Below are 15,749 nucleotides of genomic sequence, written 5' to 3'. Positions count from 1 at the left end.
GTGGTTAATTCATTCCCCGAGGTAAGCGGCGCGCACCTCAGGATCGTCGAGCAAGTCGCGCGAGGCACCGCTCAGGCTGATGCGTCCGGTATCCATCACGTAGGCACGGTCGGTGACCTGCAGCGCCAGTCGGGCGTTCTGCTCCACCAGCAGCAGGGTCATACCCTGGCGGCAGACGTCATCGATCACCTGAAACAGTTTCTCCACCATGATCGGTGCCAGCCCCATGGAGGGTTCGTCCAGCACCAGCAGGCGCGGCCGGGATAGCAACGCGCGGGCCAGGGCGAGCATTTGCTGCTCGCCGCCGGACAGCAATCCGGCGGACTGCTGCAAGCGTTCTTCCAACCGTGGAAAGTGCTCGAACAACTGGCGGATCTCGCGGTTCACCTGCTGCTGATCACGACGCAGGAAGGCCCCCGCCTGAAGGTTCTCCAGCACACTCATGCGGGCGAAGATGCCGCGCCCTTCCGGGACCATCGCAATGCCCCGGCGTAGAAGTTCATTGGGCGCCAGGCCAAGGATCGAACGTCCGGCAAAGTGGATCTGCCCCGCCGCGGCCGGCAACAGCCCGGTCAGGGCCTTGAGGCTGGACGTCTTGCCCGCGCCGTTAGCGCCGATCAGCGTCACGCGCTCACCCTCGGCGATCTGCAGGTCCACGGACTTGACCGCCTCGATGGCGCCGTAACGCACCTTCAAACCGTCGATGTTCAACAGTGGCTCAGACATCCGCGCTGGCTCCCAGGTAGGCTTGAATAACCGCCGGGTGACGCCGCACTTCGTCCGGCGCGCCTTGGGCGATCACCCGGCCGTAATCCAGCACGCTGATGCGGTCGCAGACGCCCATCACCAGTTTGACGTCATGCTCGATCAGCAACAGGGTGTGGCCGTCGTCGCGAATTTTTTCCAGCAGACTGCGCAACTGAACTTTCTCGCTGGCGTTCATCCCCGCCGCCGGCTCGTCGAGGGCCAACAAACGCGGCTCGGTGGCCAGGGCCCGGGCAATTTCCAGGCGTCGTTGATGGCCGTAGGACAAGGAGTCGGCGCGGTAATCGGCGAAGCCGGCCATGCCCACGTAATCCAACAGGTGATAGGCCCACTCACGGGTCTGCGCTTCTTCCTCGCGGGCCCGACGATGACGGCTCAAGGCCGCCCAAAGACCGTTTCGGGTGCGCACATGGCGCCCGACCATCACGTTCTCCAAGGCGCTCATGGTGTTGAACAGGCGAATGTTCTGAAAGGTCCGGGCGATGCCGGCCTGGGCTACCTGGAACACCGAAGTTGGCCGGTAGGTCTTGCCGTCCAGCTGGAAGCGGCCGGAGTCCGGCGTGTAGAACCCGGTCATAACATTGAAAAAGGTGGTCTTGCCCGCGCCATTCGGGCCGATCAACCCATAGATTTCGCCAGGCTGGATGCTCAGGCTGACATCACTCAGCGCGGCAACACCACCAAAGTGTTTGTTCACTTGATTGATCTGCAACAAAGGGCCGCTCATCGGGCACCTCCGGACTGCGCAGGCCACAAGCCGGCGGGTCGATAGAGCATCGCCAGGATCAGCGCCAGCCCGTAAAACAACTGCCGGATGATTTCCGGGTCTATCAGCACCTGACCGAACAGCGCCTGTTGCAACGGGCCCATGCTGGCTCGCAACGCTTCGGGCAGGGCCGCTAGCAGCACACAGCCAAGAATCACTCCGGGGATATGGCCCATGCCACCGAGTACTACCATGGCCAGCACGGCAATGGACTCATTGAGCGAGAAGGACTCCGGAGAGACAAAGCCCTGGAACGAGGCGAACAACGCGCCGCTCACACCACCAAACGCGGCACCTATGGCAAACGCCAGAAGCTTCAGACGCCGGGTATTGAGGCCCATGGCTTGGGCGGCCTCCTCGTCTTCACGAATTGCCATCCAGGCGCGACCGATCCGCGAACGCTCAAGGCGAATACAGGCGAACAGGATCAGCAACACCAACGCCGCAAACAGGTAGTAATACAGATAGACCGAGGGCAGCCGCAGCCCGAACAACTCCTGGGTACGGGCCAGGTTGACCCCCAGCACTTGCACCGGATCCACCTGAGCAATGCCTTTAGGACCGTTGGTGAGGTTGACCGGCCGGTCGAGGTTGCGCAGCAGGATGCGGATGATTTCGCCAAAGCCCAGGGTGACGATGGCAAGGTAGTCGCCGCGCAAGCGCAAGGTCGGCGCTCCCAGCACCACGCCGCAGCCGGCCGCCAGCAGTGCCGCCAAAGGCAGGATCATCCAGATGGACGTGTGCATTCCTACGGGCAGCAGCGCAGCCAGGGCCGGGAACTGCAGCAACAGATGCGGCGAGGACAGCAACGCCGCCAGGTAAGCACCCACGGCATAGAAGGCGATAAAGCCCATGTCCAACAGGCCGGCATACCCGACGACTATGTTCAGCCCCAAGGCCAGCATGATGTACAGCAAAGCGAAATCCAGGGTTCTGACCCAGGTGTTGCCGCCCGCGTGGCCGACAATCCACGGCGCCAGCACCAGAGCCAGGGTGAACAGCAGCAGACCAAAGTGGGCACGCTTGCTGGAGGGGGTCGCAACCGCAGTAGAGAGCGTCATGCGCGGATCGCCAGTCGTTCGCCCAGAATCCCCGAAGGACGGAACACCAACACCGCAATCAACACGATAAAGGCGAACACGTCCTGATAGTTGCTGCCGAAGACACCACCTGTGGCCGTGCCCAGGTAGCCGGTACCCAGAGCCTCGATCAGCCCCAATAGCAGGCCTCCGAGCATGGCGCCCTTGAGGTTACCGATCCCCCCCAGTACTGCGGCCGTAAAGGCTTTGATGCCTGGCAAAAAACCCATGTAGAAATGTGCGCTGCCGTAGTTGCTGGCCATCATGATGCCGGCCAGCGCGGCGAGCCCCCCGCCAATGGCGAAGGTCAGCACGATGATGCGGTTTGGATTGATACCCATCAGGCTGGCCACCTGGGGATTCTCGGCAACGGCGCGCATGGCCCGGCCAAAGCGGGTGCGCTCCACCAACACCAGCAGCGCCAGCATCACAACCAGCGCTACGGCAATGGTGGTCAACGCGGTAGCGTGAGTGACTGCCGCGTGGCCAGAATCACCGGGAAGGACCTCGATCGGCTCCAGCGGGAGGAGTTGCGGGAACATCTGCGGATTACGCGTCCATACCAGCATCGCGGCGGTTTGCAGCAGCAGCGATACTCCAATGCCACTGATCAGCGGTGCAAGACGCGGTGCATGGCGCAGACGTCGATAGGCGACACGCTCGATCAACACCGCCAGCAAGGCGCAAAAAGCCATGGCGATCAAGGTTGCCAACACCAGCACCAGAACCGCGGGCAGCGCTGGCCAGGTCGCCTGCAACAGACGAATAACCGACAGGCCGACCATGGCGCCGATCATCAATACATCGCCATGGGCAAAATTGATGATCCGCAAAATGCCGTAGACCATGGTGTAACCCAAGGCCACTAGCGCGTAGAGACTGCCCGACATCAAGCCATTGAGCAGTTGCTGGATAAAAGCATCCATGAAAACCATCAACCCCATACATAAGGGGTCGGACTGCACTGTGCGCCGACCGGAAAGCAAGAACGCGGCACACTATGGCTTTATTCTATTTTTATCAAATATCAGAAATTCATATGCATATTCGAAACCAACAAAGTGCCATACACGCCATTAATACGGCATTTATAGCTCTTTATTTGCCAACAACATTAGTATTTAATTCAACACATGAATTATATAGAACAGTTAGCTAATGACCCTCCCCTGCGTGCCGTGCGCACCTTTGAAGCTTTTGCCCGCCACGGCGGGGTGAATGCCGCCGCCCGCGAGCTGGATGTTTCGCCCTCCGCGGTAAGCCATCAGTTGCACCTGCTGGAAAGTTTCCTTCAGCAACCCTTGACCGTGCGTCAGGGGCGCAACCTGATCCTCACCGAAGAAGGCCGCGAGTATTACCGCGCCATCCGTTCGGCCTTCGCCGTGCTGCGCAGTGCCACCGAGCATGTGCGAGAGAAAAGCGCGACGCGCCAGGTCACCATCAGCCTGATTCCGCTGTTCGGGATCAACCTGTTCATTCCACGCCTGGCGGAGTTTCTGCGCGACCATCCGGAGCTGGACATCAATGTCACGTACGCCAACCACCGCAGTTACCCCAGCGATGCCGCAGACCTGTCGATCCGTTTCGGCACCGGGCACTGGCCGGGTTATCACAGCGAGCCATTGATCTCAGGGGCGGTCACGCCGTATTGCGGTCGAGCCTTTCTTCAACAGCATGGCCCTATCGACTCTCCCCAGGCACTGAGAGAACTACCACTGCTGCACGACGAAGAACGCGGCACCTGGGGCCAATGGTTCCAGGCCGCCGAAGTTCGGCACGCCACTGCGCTCAATGGTTTGTTACTCGAAGACGGTCAACTGGCGCTGACCGCAACGCTCACCGGCCTCGGTTGCTCACTGCTGCGCGAACCCTTGGTGGCGCCCCACGTTGCCAATGGCGAGCTGGTGAAACTGTTTGATCTGGAGGTCGATGACGGCCGTCAGTACTACCTGTGCCGTCGCTCCAACAGTGAACTTTCGACAGAGGGCATCAACCTTTATGAATGGATCAAGCGCAGCCTGGTGAGAGGATGAGCAGCAGGCGCCGCTAGCTGACAGAGCCGCCAAAAGCAGTACAGGAAGAAGATCCGCTCCGCACCAGACGCACGCGAAGCAAGGTCGTAGACATGGTTGAGAAATATGCGAAGGTGTATGCCGGACCTCGATTCAATCGCTTTGATTTTTTCTCAGAACCAACAGCGCAATGAAGAGAGTACCTACGCCTCCTACGCAATCATCATGCCATGGGCACTGACAAAGGAGATGGTCACTCCCGTAGCCACCGGTCCCAACACACTACCCAAAGTGTAAAACATGGCAATGGCTGTCATGGCCGTGGACACCTGATGCGTGGTGACCCGATCTCCGGCCTCAATCACCGCCAGTGTGTTCATTCCGCCAATCGCGCCGCCCCGGAGAAAGACCATCAGCGTGGCCAACCATGGAAAAGGTTGGCTCAACGGAATGGCCACTGTGCCCACCAGCAACACCAGGCAACACACTAACTGCCCGGCTTTGTAGGAGCTCCTGTCAGCCATCCAGCCGATCGGAAATTGTAGCAACGTCCCGCCCACTCCGAACCTCGAGACCAGCAAAGTGGCGGCCGTCAGCAGGTAACCTGTCGCTAGACTGTAGGGGCGAGAAACGACACCGCCGAGGTTTCCAGGGACATCGGCACTCCTTGGCTCGCACGAATAATCGAGCGCCCCCTTGAGTAGAACATCCTCAGGACGCCGCCGATGTACACTATCTTGCGCCTCTGATCTTAATGCCCCCCCGTCGGGCACGACTCTAAAGCTTCTTACTTCGCCGTGATCACCGACAACTTGGTAATCCCTGCCCGCTCGACAGAGGCCATCGCCCGCGCCACTTCCCCATAATTCACCCAGTTGTCGGCCTGCAGTTGCACGCGCACATCAGGATTTTTCGCCCTGGCCGCCTGCAGCTTGAATTCGAGCAGGTCCGCCTGAATTTCATCCTTGTTGATGAACACCTTGCCCTTGTCGTCGATGCTCACCACCAGCGGATCTTTCTGCTCCACCGGCGCCACCGATTCGGTCTTCGGCAGGTTGATCGGGATCGCATTGGTCAGCAGTGGCGCGGTGACGATGAACACCACCAGCAGCACCAGCATCACGTCCACCAGTGGCGTGACGTTGATCTCGCTCAGCACTTCATCGCTGTCTTGTGTGGAAAAGGCCATCTCAGGACGCCTCCTTCACTTTCTGCCCGGTCGCGGTGGCGCCGGATTTTTTTCTGCGCCGGGTGCAGCAGCACACGGAACGAATGTTTCTGCGCCAGGCTGTAGAAGTAGTGGGCGAAGTCGTCTAGGTCGGCGGAGGTCAGTTTCAGGCGTCGCAGGAAGTAGATGTAAACCAGCACCGCCGGCACCGCGACGGCGATGCCCACGCCGGTGGCGACCAGCGCCGCACCGATTGGCCCGGCCACGATTTCCAGGCTGGCCGAACCGGCCGCGCTGATGCCTCTCAACGCCGACATGATCCCCCACACCGTGCCGAACAGGCCGATGAAGGGCGAGGTGCTGCCGATACTGGCAAGGATCGCCAGCCCGGTTTCCAGCGAACGGCGCTAACGCACGATCTGCTGGCGCAGCGCACGCTCAAGACGGTCCTGATGGTTGATTGCCTAGCTGAGGTCGGTGGCCTGCGCGCCGTCCGGGACCTAAATCGCGGGTCTTCAGCGCCCAGTGCCTTGGCCAACGGTGAGTCGACACGCACTGATTTGGCTTCAACGAACTGCGGGACGCTATTGACGGTAGTGTATTGGTTGGCCGTTTGGGCATACACCGATTGCGACAACGACGGTGCGCGGAAACCGTTGCTCAAGGTACCGCGAATGGCGAACTCAGGCGTGAAGTCATAGCGCAGCGACAACTTGCCGCTGGTGGTGTTGCCAGCGCTGTCGTCGTAACTCTCGAAGCGCCCGGCCAGGCAGACATAGAACTTCTCGGTCGGGTTGAGCCCGACATCCACATACGTCGCGTAGCTGTTGCGGCTGGCCTGGCCGGCATCTTCCGGCGTAAGTGTGATGGCACCCTGAGCGCCGACCACCGCGGGCTGGCCGCGCAACGGACCACTGGGGTAGATGTAGCCGCCGTTGATAAACGACAACGGATCATCGGACTCGGTCTTGTAGCGTTCATGCCGATGCTCAAGACCTGCGGACACTTGCAGCGGTTTACTCAGTCCGACTTCAAACGCGCGGGTCAGGTCGAGGTTGTTGGTCCACTGGTCAAAATAGTTGGTGTAGCTGTCGACGTGTGTCGGGCTCGAAGGCCCCAGGGAGGCATTGAGGGTTTCGTCGGCATCGGCCTGTCCCTTGTCGCGGCCAAAGGTCGAACTCAAGTCCCAGTTCCAGTCGGCCACCAACCCCTTGGCGCCGCCAGCGACCTGGTAGTCGGTTTCCTCGAGGGTGTAGAACGGCGCCGTGCCGTCCGGGTAGATCTCGGGGATGATGTTGGTGGAATTGGGCCGACGAAAATTCTGCCCGCCCCGCGCATCGCGTTTGGTCAAGGTCGAGAACGAGTAGAGGGTCACATCATCCAGGGGCAATTCGGCGTTGTAGGCCACCCCCAGTGCCTTGATTTTCGGCAGGCCGTTTTTCTGCACGGACTTGTCGGCAGTGGCCTCTCGCGGGTCGGCGGAGCCGTCGGGTTGCCGGTAGTAGAACGAGCCGGTGGCATCGCGGGCGCGCACGGCGGTCTGTTGTGACTTGGCATCCAGGGAGAAGTTGAAGAAGCCGTCGTTGGGCAACGCCAGGCCTTTGTTCAGGGTCTGCTGGATGGTGCCACCGTCACCTTTCGTGTACTCGCCGAAGGAGGTGCTGACCGAGCCGCCATTGTCGTTCTGCTTGAGGATGATATTAATTACCCCGGCGATGGAGTCCGAACCGTACTGCGCCGAGGCGCCGTCTCGCAGCACCTCGATATGGTCGATGGCGCTGATCGAGATCATGTCCAGATCGACCGGGTTGGTGCGGTAGGCTGCCGTGGAGTCGAGGTTGACCACCGCACTGTTGTGGCGGCGTTTGCCATTGACCAGCACCAGCACGTTGGAGCTATTCAGACCACGCAGGCTGTAAGGTATGGCGATGGATACGGTCGGAATCCAAGCAGGATTAATGTCGCTAGCAGAAACGCACCAAGTAACGTCCACTCAGCCAACTCATAAGAGCCGGTCTGGTCATACAGCGCGCCAATCAGCCAGGCACCGAGGCTGATCGAAAGGGCAAACGTGAACGGCTGCACCGCCCCATAGATCACACTGAAACGACGCAAACCGAAGTAGCGTGCGATGAAGTATTTGGTCGTACCACTTTCGCCACCGCCACCCAGGCCGATCAAGAATATCGAGAGCCACAAGCCGGCAAAGCCGTTCGCAGACTCGAATATCAGCATGCCGAGTACGGCGATCAACGCAAAGGGTAGCGCGACCCTGGGCGTCTGGAAGCGGTCCATCAAGCCCCCCATCAGTGGCTGGGACACCACCATGCCGATCGACAACGCCGACAGCACCGTAGCAGCCTGACCCCGAGTCAGTTCACGTTCTATGAGCATTGGTACCCCGTGCGTCATCACGCCCGACACCACAAATACCGTCAGCACTTGGTTGATCAGCAGCAACCAGAACGTTGGCGTTCGCCAGGCTTCGAACTCGGACATGCCCGGCTCCACCGCAGGCGCGGCTTGCTGGACGGCGGGGACTGCACGCTCGCGAAACAACCACCATAACAATGGCAACGCCACCCCGCCCTCCAGAACGCCATACACTAAGTAAGTGGTACGCCACCCCCATGCCTCGATGCACACATGGCCCACCCACAACCCGAACGGACCGCCGATGCCAAATCCCAGCCCCAACAATCCATAGGCCATGCCACGTCGCTGCACAAACCAACCGCCCAAAATCTTGCCGTAGGGCATATTCCCCGGTGCAACGATACCCAGCAGCAAAAACAAACCGCGTAGCTGCCAGACTTCTTCGATGATCGCCAACCCCATCAGCAGTGGTGCCAGCAACGCGGTGCTTACGAGCATCAACCGCCTGGCCCCCCAGCGGTCGATCAGCCAGCCTTTGACCGGGCTGCTCAGCGCCACCGCCAGACCGAACAGCGTCACCAGCAACACGACCTGGGCGCGGTCCCAGCTGAACTCATCGCTGAGGCAAGAGCAACTCGATGCCGGTACGCCGGAAGCCTTGATCAACGTACTGTATCTGGCGGCATTGGCGGATGTGCGATTGTTGATCTTCGACCCCGACGCTGCCGTCTTGGGTGGGCTCGCCATTTTCGATGAATAGCAACGCGTGCTGCTCTAACACGATCCACCTTGAATCACCTTTCTCACTGAATCGCTCCTTCACCTCATGTCAGGTTCTGCACTGAATCTGACATGAGGTTATTTCCATGGAGCGTTTTTTCACGCCTGTCTGCCTGCTGGGTTTGTTGAGTGCCTGCACCGCGCAATTCCCCAATACATTGCCGACCGATCCAGAAATCGACAGTAGCTCCAATCGGACCCAGTTCTCGACGGATCATCCGGCAGAACTCCGCTATGGCCGCTATACGCTGGTCAGCACCGAACCCACCACGGAACAACGCGATCTTCTGGCGCAAATCATTGACGTGAGCATCCCGTCCAGCCTGAGCCCTTCGGTGCAGGAGGCGTTGCAGCACGTCTCGCAGCGCTCGGGCTATTCGCTCTGCCCCGTTACTGCGTCGGTGAAGATGCTGTTTACCCGGCCTCTACCCGCAGCTCATTACCGGCTTGGCCCAATCCCGTTGCGCAGCGCGCTACAAGTGCTGGCTGGCCCCGCCTGGCAACTCACGACCGATGAAGTCGGCCGTTCGGTCTGCTTCGAACAGCAGAAAACTAATGCCAGCGTCACGCTGATCACACCCGTCTCGCCCCATCAGCCGGAGGCACGCCCATGAAGGCCTCAACGTTTCAAACCCTCATCATGGGGCTGCTTTGCCTGGCGGTCGCCAGCCTGAGCGGTGGTTTGTATAACCAGTATCAACGCGTGGCCGAACTGCAGAGCACGAACACGCAATACCAACAAACCCTGGACACCCTGCAACGTGATGCAAACGCCCTCAAGGATGCACAAGAGAAGCTGCAGTACGCGCTGAAAGACCTGAAGCAGATGGTCGATACTAGTGAGCAACAGGCCAATACCCTCGATCCGAAGCTGGATCAGTGGGCGCAAGAGATACAGGAACTGCACGATGGTCTGGCAGACCGTGCCACCGAGACAGACATGACAGCGCTGCGCGCACGCCTTGAGCAGGTCGAGCAGCAGCTCCTGGACCTCAGGACAAAGCCATTCCTCCCACCGCCGACGCCTTCTGCTACCAAACCGAAAAAGACCGCTCGCCCCAAGCCCGTCCCGCTCTCGCCACCCTCGCCACCGTTCTCAGTGTTGAGTGTCGAGTCCCGTGGTGGTGAGCGCTTTCTGGCGGTCGCACCTCATGACAGTCGCTCTCTTATCGATGTTCGGTTGCTGCATAGCGGCGAGCAGATCGGAGCCTGGCACCTGAAAGTGCTGGCGCCGAACTCAGCCATCTTCGCGGTAGCCGCTCAGCCAGACCAGACCGTGCAACTCCCTTGAGAAGCGATCATGAATAGAGCGCTACTGCCCGCCGTCGTCTGTCTCGTTTCGCTACTGGCCACGGGCGCTGCGATGGGTAACCCCGCCACGACACAGTCAAGGATCCAGGACACGCAGTCCGCACCCCTGGGGCGCTCTCACTCTGAACAGGCTGCGAGCTGGGGTTTGACGGAGCAGGAGTGGACGCGTTTCGAACAGATCCAAGCCGGCCCACGCGGTTTCTGGAGCCCGAACCTCGATCCGTTGACCACACTCGGGGTCGAGGCCGAGGCCGACCAAGAGCGCCAGCACTATGCCGAATTACAGGTAGCGCTGGAAGCCAAACGCGCCGAGCGCGAATTGGCCTACCAAAACGCTTACACCGCTGCCTGGGCCAAACTATTTCCCGGGCTGCTGCCTATCCAGGGCATGGCATCCCCTGCCAACTCATCGGTCGTGCCGCGCCTGGCCCTGTTTGTGGAGGACCACTGCCCGGCGTGCACCGCCGAAGCGCAGCGTCTGCAAAGCAGTGACACGGCATTCGATATCTACCTGGTGGGCAGCCAAGACGACGATGAGCGCGTCCGTAGTTGGGCTCGGCAAGCGGACATCGATCCGGCCAAAGTGCAACGCCGGCAGATCACCCTGAACCATGACCGTGGTCGCTGGTTCAGCCTGGGTGCCCCGGAGCCATTGCCTGCCACATTTCAACAGGTGAATGGACAATGGCAACGCCTCGACTGAGCGGTATTGCGCTCCTGCTAACGATACTCGCCGTCCAGGCTGACGAACTGCCGCCTCCGGCCTACCAACTGGCGGCGCATGACGCCGACATCCCTTCGACGGTGCTGTTCGCGATTGCCCTGCAGGAGAGTGGTACCCGCGTCCGGGGTCGACTGCTGCCCTGGCCGTGGACCCTGAACATCGCCGGAATACCCTACCGCTTCGCCACTCGCCAGGCCGCCTGTCACGCCTTGCTTCAGGCGCTAGCCCGACAAAACGCCAAGCGGGTCGATGCCGGACTCGGGCAAACCAACCTGGGTTATCACAGGCAACGTTTTTCCAGCCCTTGTGAAGCCCTCGACCCCTACCGAAATCTCGCGGTGACCGCCGCGCTGTTGCAGGAGCATCACGCCGCCACTGGTGATTGGGTATTGGCTGCCGGGCGCTATCACCGCCCGGCGGGAGGTATACCTGCCGCGCGTTACCGCGCAGGTTTTTCCCGGCAACTCGAACGGTTGCTGGTTTCCTTCGAACAAGGCACACCACCATGAAGCGAATATCCCTTACCTGCTATCTCATCCTGCTCTTGGCACCTTTCGCCCAGCCGGAACTGACCGTAGCTAGGGATCAGCCTAGCGACTTCACCCGGCCCCATTTTCAAGTTTCCAGACCGCCAATAAACAACAAGACCCAGCCTGATCGGGCCATGCATGCGGACCTGTCCACGTTTGCCGATGAAGCCTGGATACTGCCCGTCCACAGCTCTCACTTGAGCCCCGGCCAGATCACGCCTCGCTCCCTGAGCATGCCTGGCTTGCAGCCATTTTTCCTGGTCGGTGACGATCCCCAATCACTGGCTTGGTTGCGTCACCGTGCGGCTGAACTGCAGGAAATAGGCGCGGCTGGCCTCGCCGTCGAAGTGGCCGATACTGAAGCCCTGGCCCGAATTCGAGCAGCCGCTCCGGGCATCACCATCTTGCCGGTCAACGGCAACGACATCGCCACCCGCCTGCAGATTGAGCACTACCCCGTCTTGATCACCGCCACCTCACTGGACCAGTGAGTCCAGGTCATGGCCGAGCATGCGATGGAGTCCAATCTCCGGCCAGCGGTGGAGCTGTACACCGTAGCGATCTGCATCGCCGCCGCGGTGTTGTGCATGTACTCGCCCTGGGCTGTGGCCCTGTCACCCGAGATCGGTCTGGTTGCAGCGCTGGCCTATGCCCTGTTCGGCCTGATCCGGCTGCGACAAGCCTGGGAGGTGCTGCGCTATCGGCGCAATATCCGTCGGCTGCCCCGCTACGAGCTGACCAGTCGGCAGATTCCGGTCAGCCGCAAGCGTCTGTTCATAGGCCGTGGCTTTCGCTGGACCCGCCTGCACACCCAGCGCTTGGTCGAGGCCCAGGATCCGGCTGTCGCCCACTATGTCGACCAACCGACCCACTACCGGCTGGCACGCGGACTCGAACGTCGCCTGGAACATGCACCGTTTCCGCTTTCGACACTGGCCCGTGTCACTGCCTGGGACAGCGCCTTCAATCCGTTGCGCCCTTTACCCCCGGTAGGTGGCTCGCCGCTGTTGCATGGGGTCGAGCCCGACGAAACGGAAGTCAGTCTGCCGCTGGGCGAACGGGTCGGACACACCCTGGTGCTGGGCACTACCCGCGTCGGTAAAACCCGTCTGGCCGAGGTGTACATCACCCAGGACATCCACCGCGTCAAACCTGAGGTGGTGATCGTCTTCGACCCGAAGGGCGATGCCGACCTGCTCAAACGCATGTACGTCGAAGCCCGGCGGGCCGGCCGGGAAAAAGAGTTCTATGTGTTTCATCTGGGCTGGCCAGAGATTTCGGCGCGCTACAACGCCGTAGGACGCTTTGGGCGTATCTCTGAGGTGGCCTCGCGCATCGCCGGGCAACTCAGCGGTGAAGGCAATTCTGCCGCGTTTCGCGAGTTTGCCTGGCGCTTCGTCAACATCATCGCCCGAGCGCTGATCGAGCTAGGCCGGCGCCCAGACTACCTGCAGATCCAGCGACATGTGGTCAATATAGACGCGCTGTTCATCGAATACGCTCAGCAGTTTTTCGCCAAGACCGATCCGAAAGCCTGGGAAGTGATCGTCCAATTGGAAGGCAAACTCACTGAGAAGAACATTCCCCGGCATATGGTGGGACGCGAAAAGCGTGTGGTGGCCATCGAACAGTACCTGGCGGTGAAACGGGTATTCGATCCGGTGCTGGATGGACTGCGCTCGGCAGTACGTTACGACCGCACCTACTTCGACAAAATCGTTGCTTCGCTGCTGCCGCTGCTGGAGAAACTCACCACCGGCAAGACCGCCCAACTGCTGGCCCCCAACTACACCGACCTAGATGACCCGCGACCAATCTTCGACTGGATGCAGATCATTCGCAAACGCGGCATCGTTTACGTCGGCCTGGATGCGCTGACCGACGCCGAAGTCGCAGCCGCTGTGGGCAACTCCATGTTCGCTGATTTGGTCTCGGTCGCGGGCCATATCTACAAACATGGCATTGACCACGGCCTGCCCCCATCAGGCAGCAGCAGTGACAAGCTGCCGATAAACCTGCACGCTGATGAGTTCAACGAATTGATGGGCGATGAGTTCATCCCCCTGATCAACAAGGGTGGCGGCGCCGGTATCCAGGTAACCGCCTACACCCAGACCCTCAGCGATATCGAAGCACGTATCGGCAACCGCGCCAAAGCTGGCCAGGTGATTGGCAACTTCAACACCCTGCAGATGCTCCGCGTGCGCGAAACCGCCACCGCTGAACTGCTCACCCAGCAGTTACCCAAGGTTAACGTGCTGACCAAGACCCTGATGTCGGGTGCGACGGACACATCCGATCCGGACGCCAACACGGACTTCACCTCGTCCTCCCAGGACCGTGTCAGCAGCACCAGTGTGCCGCTGATCGAGCCTGCTCATATCGTCAGTTTGCCCAAGGGGCAAATGTTCTCCTTCCAGGCCGGTGGGCAGCTCTGGAAAGTCCGCATGCCGTTGCCAAAACCCTCCAACGTCGACGCCATGCCCAAGGACCTACAGGAACTCACTCAACGGATGCGGGCGGCCTATAACGCGCAGGCGGGGCAATGGTGGAGCGCAAGCGGTGGCGGCCCAACTACCAACTTCGATCTGGATCAGGTGGGGTAGCCCTACCCCACAACAGGTTTCGATTCAGCAGAAAACGATCCAGGAGACGTATTGCCCACATCAACTCTGCAGCGCGCAATGGGGTGAACTATGGCGACTTCCACCCAGAACACGCCGCCACAACCGATCCAGCGTCCGGGATTGATCATCTCGGCGATCAGCCTAGTCCTGCGCATCATCGGTTTGCTGATTGCCTCGTTGCTGTTCTCGATCCTCATCGAGTTCGCCGGGCTGCTACTGTTCTGGGGTGATCAGGGCTGGCGGCATAGTCAGGCTATGCTAACCAGTGAGTTGGGCTGGCTCAGCGAGCACTTCAAAGCTTCACTTCTCATCCAACAGCCTGGGAAAACAATTGTCCAGTGGCTGGAGCTCCTCAATCAGTGGCTGCTGGTCAAGACTGGCTTTGCGGATTTTGCCCGGCAGGCGCGGGTGTCGAGCCAGGGCAACGGCTTCTGGAGCTGGATCAACCAGCTCTACGTGAGCATTGAGGCTTTCGTGCTGGCGGCGGTCTATGTGACCTTTACCTTCGTGGTGCGCCTGACCATTCTGGCCCTGGCCACGCCATTGTTTTTGCTGGCCATGTTCACGGGTTTTGTCGATGGTTTGATGCGCCGCGACCTGCGCAAGTTTGGAGCCGGGCGAGAAAGCAGTTTTGTCTATCACCGAGCTAAACGAGCAGTGATACCCCTGCTGCTCGTACCCTGGATCATGTATCTGTCCCTGCCCTTTTCGCTCAATCCTATGGCCGTCTTTTTGCCTTGCGCGATGATGCTCGGAATAACGACAGCCATCACCGCGGCGACGTTTAAAAAATACATTTAATAAAATGTAACGCTGACGTGTTAAACCATTCCGGTGAATTTAGCCAAAATCGCGACGACATAACCGCCAATAATAGACAAACCAACAATACCCAACGGCCGCTGCCACCAATCACCGCTAGGGGACGGCGGCATAGACTGCTGATAAAAATTGATCTGCCCGATCTGATTTGCGTTGACTTGGGTGGCTGCTCCATTTTGCATCGAGTTGCGCCACTGAGCTTCCTCAAGACGTTCGAATTGAACCTGAACACGCCTCTTGAGTTGGCTAGCGGAAAGGAGAATTTGCTTTCCAATAATCATCACACCCAGCAAACCGAAAAACAGCAAATTTCCATAGCTGAGCGGGTTTTCCTGGCTGAGGGTAGGCGCGTGCTCCCATACAAAACCGATGTAGGGTGATGTGACCTGGTAAACATCGGCTACTAAATTTTGCACAACCCCTCCCAAATGCCCAAAAAATTTTGTGCTCGCGAGAGTCTCTGCTTGATGGTGCAGAAAAATCAACGATGAAACCAAATAAAATAGCCCCCCGAAGACCATCAAGGAGAAGCCCACGGCCTGTCGAATACGGTACCGCCGAATTGCTTGTTGGATGTTCACTCTCTGCTATCACTCTTCGTTAACTGATTTCGTCCGCGCTTATCTGCGCCCCGCTAACAATGCTGTTAGCGGAATCAAAAGTTAACGGCTACTAATCGTTTTTCATGAGTAACCAATGCTGTACTTGCGGTCCAATCGTGTCATTTTTCCGCGTTTCGTAGCTCTCGATACGGTGTTCGAACTCGCTCCACGATCAGAGACTGTATCG

The 15,749-nt window shown here is 59.6% G+C and carries 16 protein-coding genes and 3 pseudogenes; 9 read left to right on the top strand and 10 right to left on the bottom strand.

Annotated elements, in window-relative coordinates:
* Positions 1-9: 9 nt before the first annotated feature.
* Genes RGV59_RS15720 through RGV59_RS15705 form a run of 4 tightly spaced genes read right to left on the bottom strand, consistent with a single transcriptional unit; the run spans position 10 to position 3,536 of the window.
* Entirely contained in the window at positions 10-726 is a 717-nt protein-coding gene (locus RGV59_RS15720) for an ABC transporter ATP-binding protein (RefSeq protein ID WP_126587015.1), read from the bottom strand.
* Positions 719-1,492 (bottom strand): ABC transporter ATP-binding protein, encoded by a 774-nt coding sequence (locus RGV59_RS15715; RefSeq protein ID WP_126587013.1) that lies wholly within the window; start codon positions 1,490-1,492, stop codon positions 719-721. The genes RGV59_RS15720 and RGV59_RS15715 overlap by 8 nt, the downstream gene beginning before the upstream one ends.
* Complete coding sequence (locus tag RGV59_RS15710) at positions 1,489-2,592, bottom strand: ABC transporter permease subunit (protein ID WP_126587011.1); 1,104 nt, start codon at positions 2,590-2,592, stop codon at positions 1,489-1,491. The genes RGV59_RS15715 and RGV59_RS15710 overlap by 4 nt, the downstream gene beginning before the upstream one ends.
* Positions 2,589-3,536: a branched-chain amino acid ABC transporter permease gene (locus tag RGV59_RS15705; protein ID WP_126587008.1), complete on the bottom strand. Its 948-nt coding sequence runs from the start codon at positions 3,534-3,536 to the stop codon at positions 2,589-2,591. Before RGV59_RS15705 ends, RGV59_RS15710 begins: the two co-directional genes overlap by 4 nt.
* Positions 3,537-3,743: 207 nt before the next feature.
* On the opposite strand from RGV59_RS15705, the gene RGV59_RS15700 reads away from it, so the two are divergent.
* Positions 3,744-4,643, top strand: coding sequence for a LysR substrate-binding domain-containing protein (locus RGV59_RS15700; protein ID WP_126587006.1), 900 nt, complete (start codon positions 3,744-3,746; stop codon positions 4,641-4,643).
* Positions 4,644-4,834: 191 nt separating this feature from the next.
* On the opposite strand, the gene RGV59_RS15695 is transcribed toward RGV59_RS15700, so the two are convergent.
* The 5 genes and pseudogenes from RGV59_RS15695 to RGV59_RS15675 all read right to left on the bottom strand — a co-directional run bounded on the left by RGV59_RS15695 (position 4,835) and on the right by RGV59_RS15675 (position 8,832).
* Positions 4,835-5,182: an MFS transporter gene (locus RGV59_RS15695; protein WP_260473904.1), complete on the bottom strand. Its 348-nt coding sequence runs from the start codon at positions 5,180-5,182 to the stop codon at positions 4,835-4,837.
* 227 nt (positions 5,183-5,409) lie between these two features.
* Positions 5,410-5,811, bottom strand: coding sequence for an ExbD/TolR family protein (locus RGV59_RS15690; RefSeq protein WP_126587004.1), 402 nt, complete (start codon positions 5,809-5,811; stop codon positions 5,410-5,412).
* Position 5,812: 1 nt separating this feature from the next.
* Positions 5,813-6,254, bottom strand: a pseudogene (locus RGV59_RS15685) (MotA/TolQ/ExbB proton channel family protein); the annotation flags it as partial.
* Between the two features lie 146 nt (positions 6,255-6,400).
* Positions 6,401-7,672 (bottom strand): annotated as a pseudogene (locus RGV59_RS15680) (TonB-dependent receptor plug domain-containing protein); the annotation flags it as partial.
* A gap of 17 nt (positions 7,673-7,689) precedes the next feature.
* Positions 7,690-8,832, bottom strand: coding sequence for an MFS transporter (locus RGV59_RS15675; protein WP_260473903.1), 1,143 nt, complete (start codon positions 8,830-8,832; stop codon positions 7,690-7,692).
* Between RGV59_RS15675 and RGV59_RS15670 the strand changes: the two are divergent.
* The 8 genes and pseudogenes from RGV59_RS15670 to RGV59_RS15635 form a co-directional block, all read left to right on the top strand.
* A pseudogene (locus RGV59_RS15670) lies at positions 8,780-8,926 on the top strand (ABC transporter substrate-binding protein); the annotation flags it as partial. The gene RGV59_RS15675 and the pseudogene RGV59_RS15670 overlap by 53 nt on opposite strands.
* A gap of 106 nt (positions 8,927-9,032) precedes the next feature.
* Positions 9,033-9,560, top strand: a complete 528-nt coding sequence (locus tag RGV59_RS15665; protein ID WP_126587000.1) for a PilL N-terminal domain-containing protein — start codon at positions 9,033-9,035, stop codon at positions 9,558-9,560.
* Positions 9,557-10,237, top strand: a complete 681-nt coding sequence (locus tag RGV59_RS15660; RefSeq protein ID WP_126586998.1) for a chemotaxis protein — start codon at positions 9,557-9,559, stop codon at positions 10,235-10,237. Before RGV59_RS15665 ends, RGV59_RS15660 begins: the two co-directional genes overlap by 4 nt.
* Positions 10,238-10,246: 9 nt before the next feature.
* A complete protein-coding gene (locus tag RGV59_RS15655) occupies positions 10,247-10,960 on the top strand; it encodes a TIGR03759 family integrating conjugative element protein (protein WP_126586996.1) in 714 nt (237 codons plus the stop codon).
* Positions 10,942-11,490 carry a lytic transglycosylase gene (locus RGV59_RS15650; protein WP_126586994.1) on the top strand — a complete coding sequence of 183 codons (549 nt, stop codon included), beginning with the start codon at positions 10,942-10,944 and terminating at the stop codon, positions 11,488-11,490. Before RGV59_RS15655 ends, RGV59_RS15650 begins: the two co-directional genes overlap by 19 nt.
* Positions 11,487-12,002, top strand: coding sequence for an integrating conjugative element protein (locus tag RGV59_RS15645; protein ID WP_126586992.1), 516 nt, complete (start codon positions 11,487-11,489; stop codon positions 12,000-12,002). The genes RGV59_RS15650 and RGV59_RS15645 overlap by 4 nt, the downstream gene beginning before the upstream one ends.
* Positions 12,003-12,011: 9 nt before the next feature.
* On the top strand, positions 12,012-14,117 hold the full coding sequence (gene traD, locus RGV59_RS15640) for a type IV conjugative transfer system coupling protein TraD (protein WP_126586989.1): 2,106 nt from the start codon (positions 12,012-12,014) through the stop codon (positions 14,115-14,117).
* A 90-nt stretch (positions 14,118-14,207) separates the two neighbouring features.
* Positions 14,208-14,939, top strand: a complete 732-nt coding sequence (locus RGV59_RS15635; protein ID WP_126586987.1) for a TIGR03747 family integrating conjugative element membrane protein — start codon at positions 14,208-14,210, stop codon at positions 14,937-14,939.
* 20 nt (positions 14,940-14,959) lie between these two features.
* On the opposite strand, the gene RGV59_RS15630 is transcribed toward RGV59_RS15635, so the two are convergent.
* Positions 14,960-15,541, bottom strand: a complete 582-nt coding sequence (locus tag RGV59_RS15630; RefSeq protein ID WP_020300901.1) for a hypothetical protein — start codon at positions 15,539-15,541, stop codon at positions 14,960-14,962.
* Positions 15,542-15,749 lie beyond the last annotated feature (208 nt).

This window comes from Pseudomonas sp. FG1 (genome assembly GCF_034313875.1).
GTDB classification, from domain to species: Bacteria; Pseudomonadota; Gammaproteobacteria; order Pseudomonadales; family Pseudomonadaceae; genus Aquipseudomonas; species Aquipseudomonas veronii.
The sequence above is the reverse complement of the archived record's forward strand: the minus strand, read 5'-3'. Positions and strand labels throughout refer to the sequence as shown.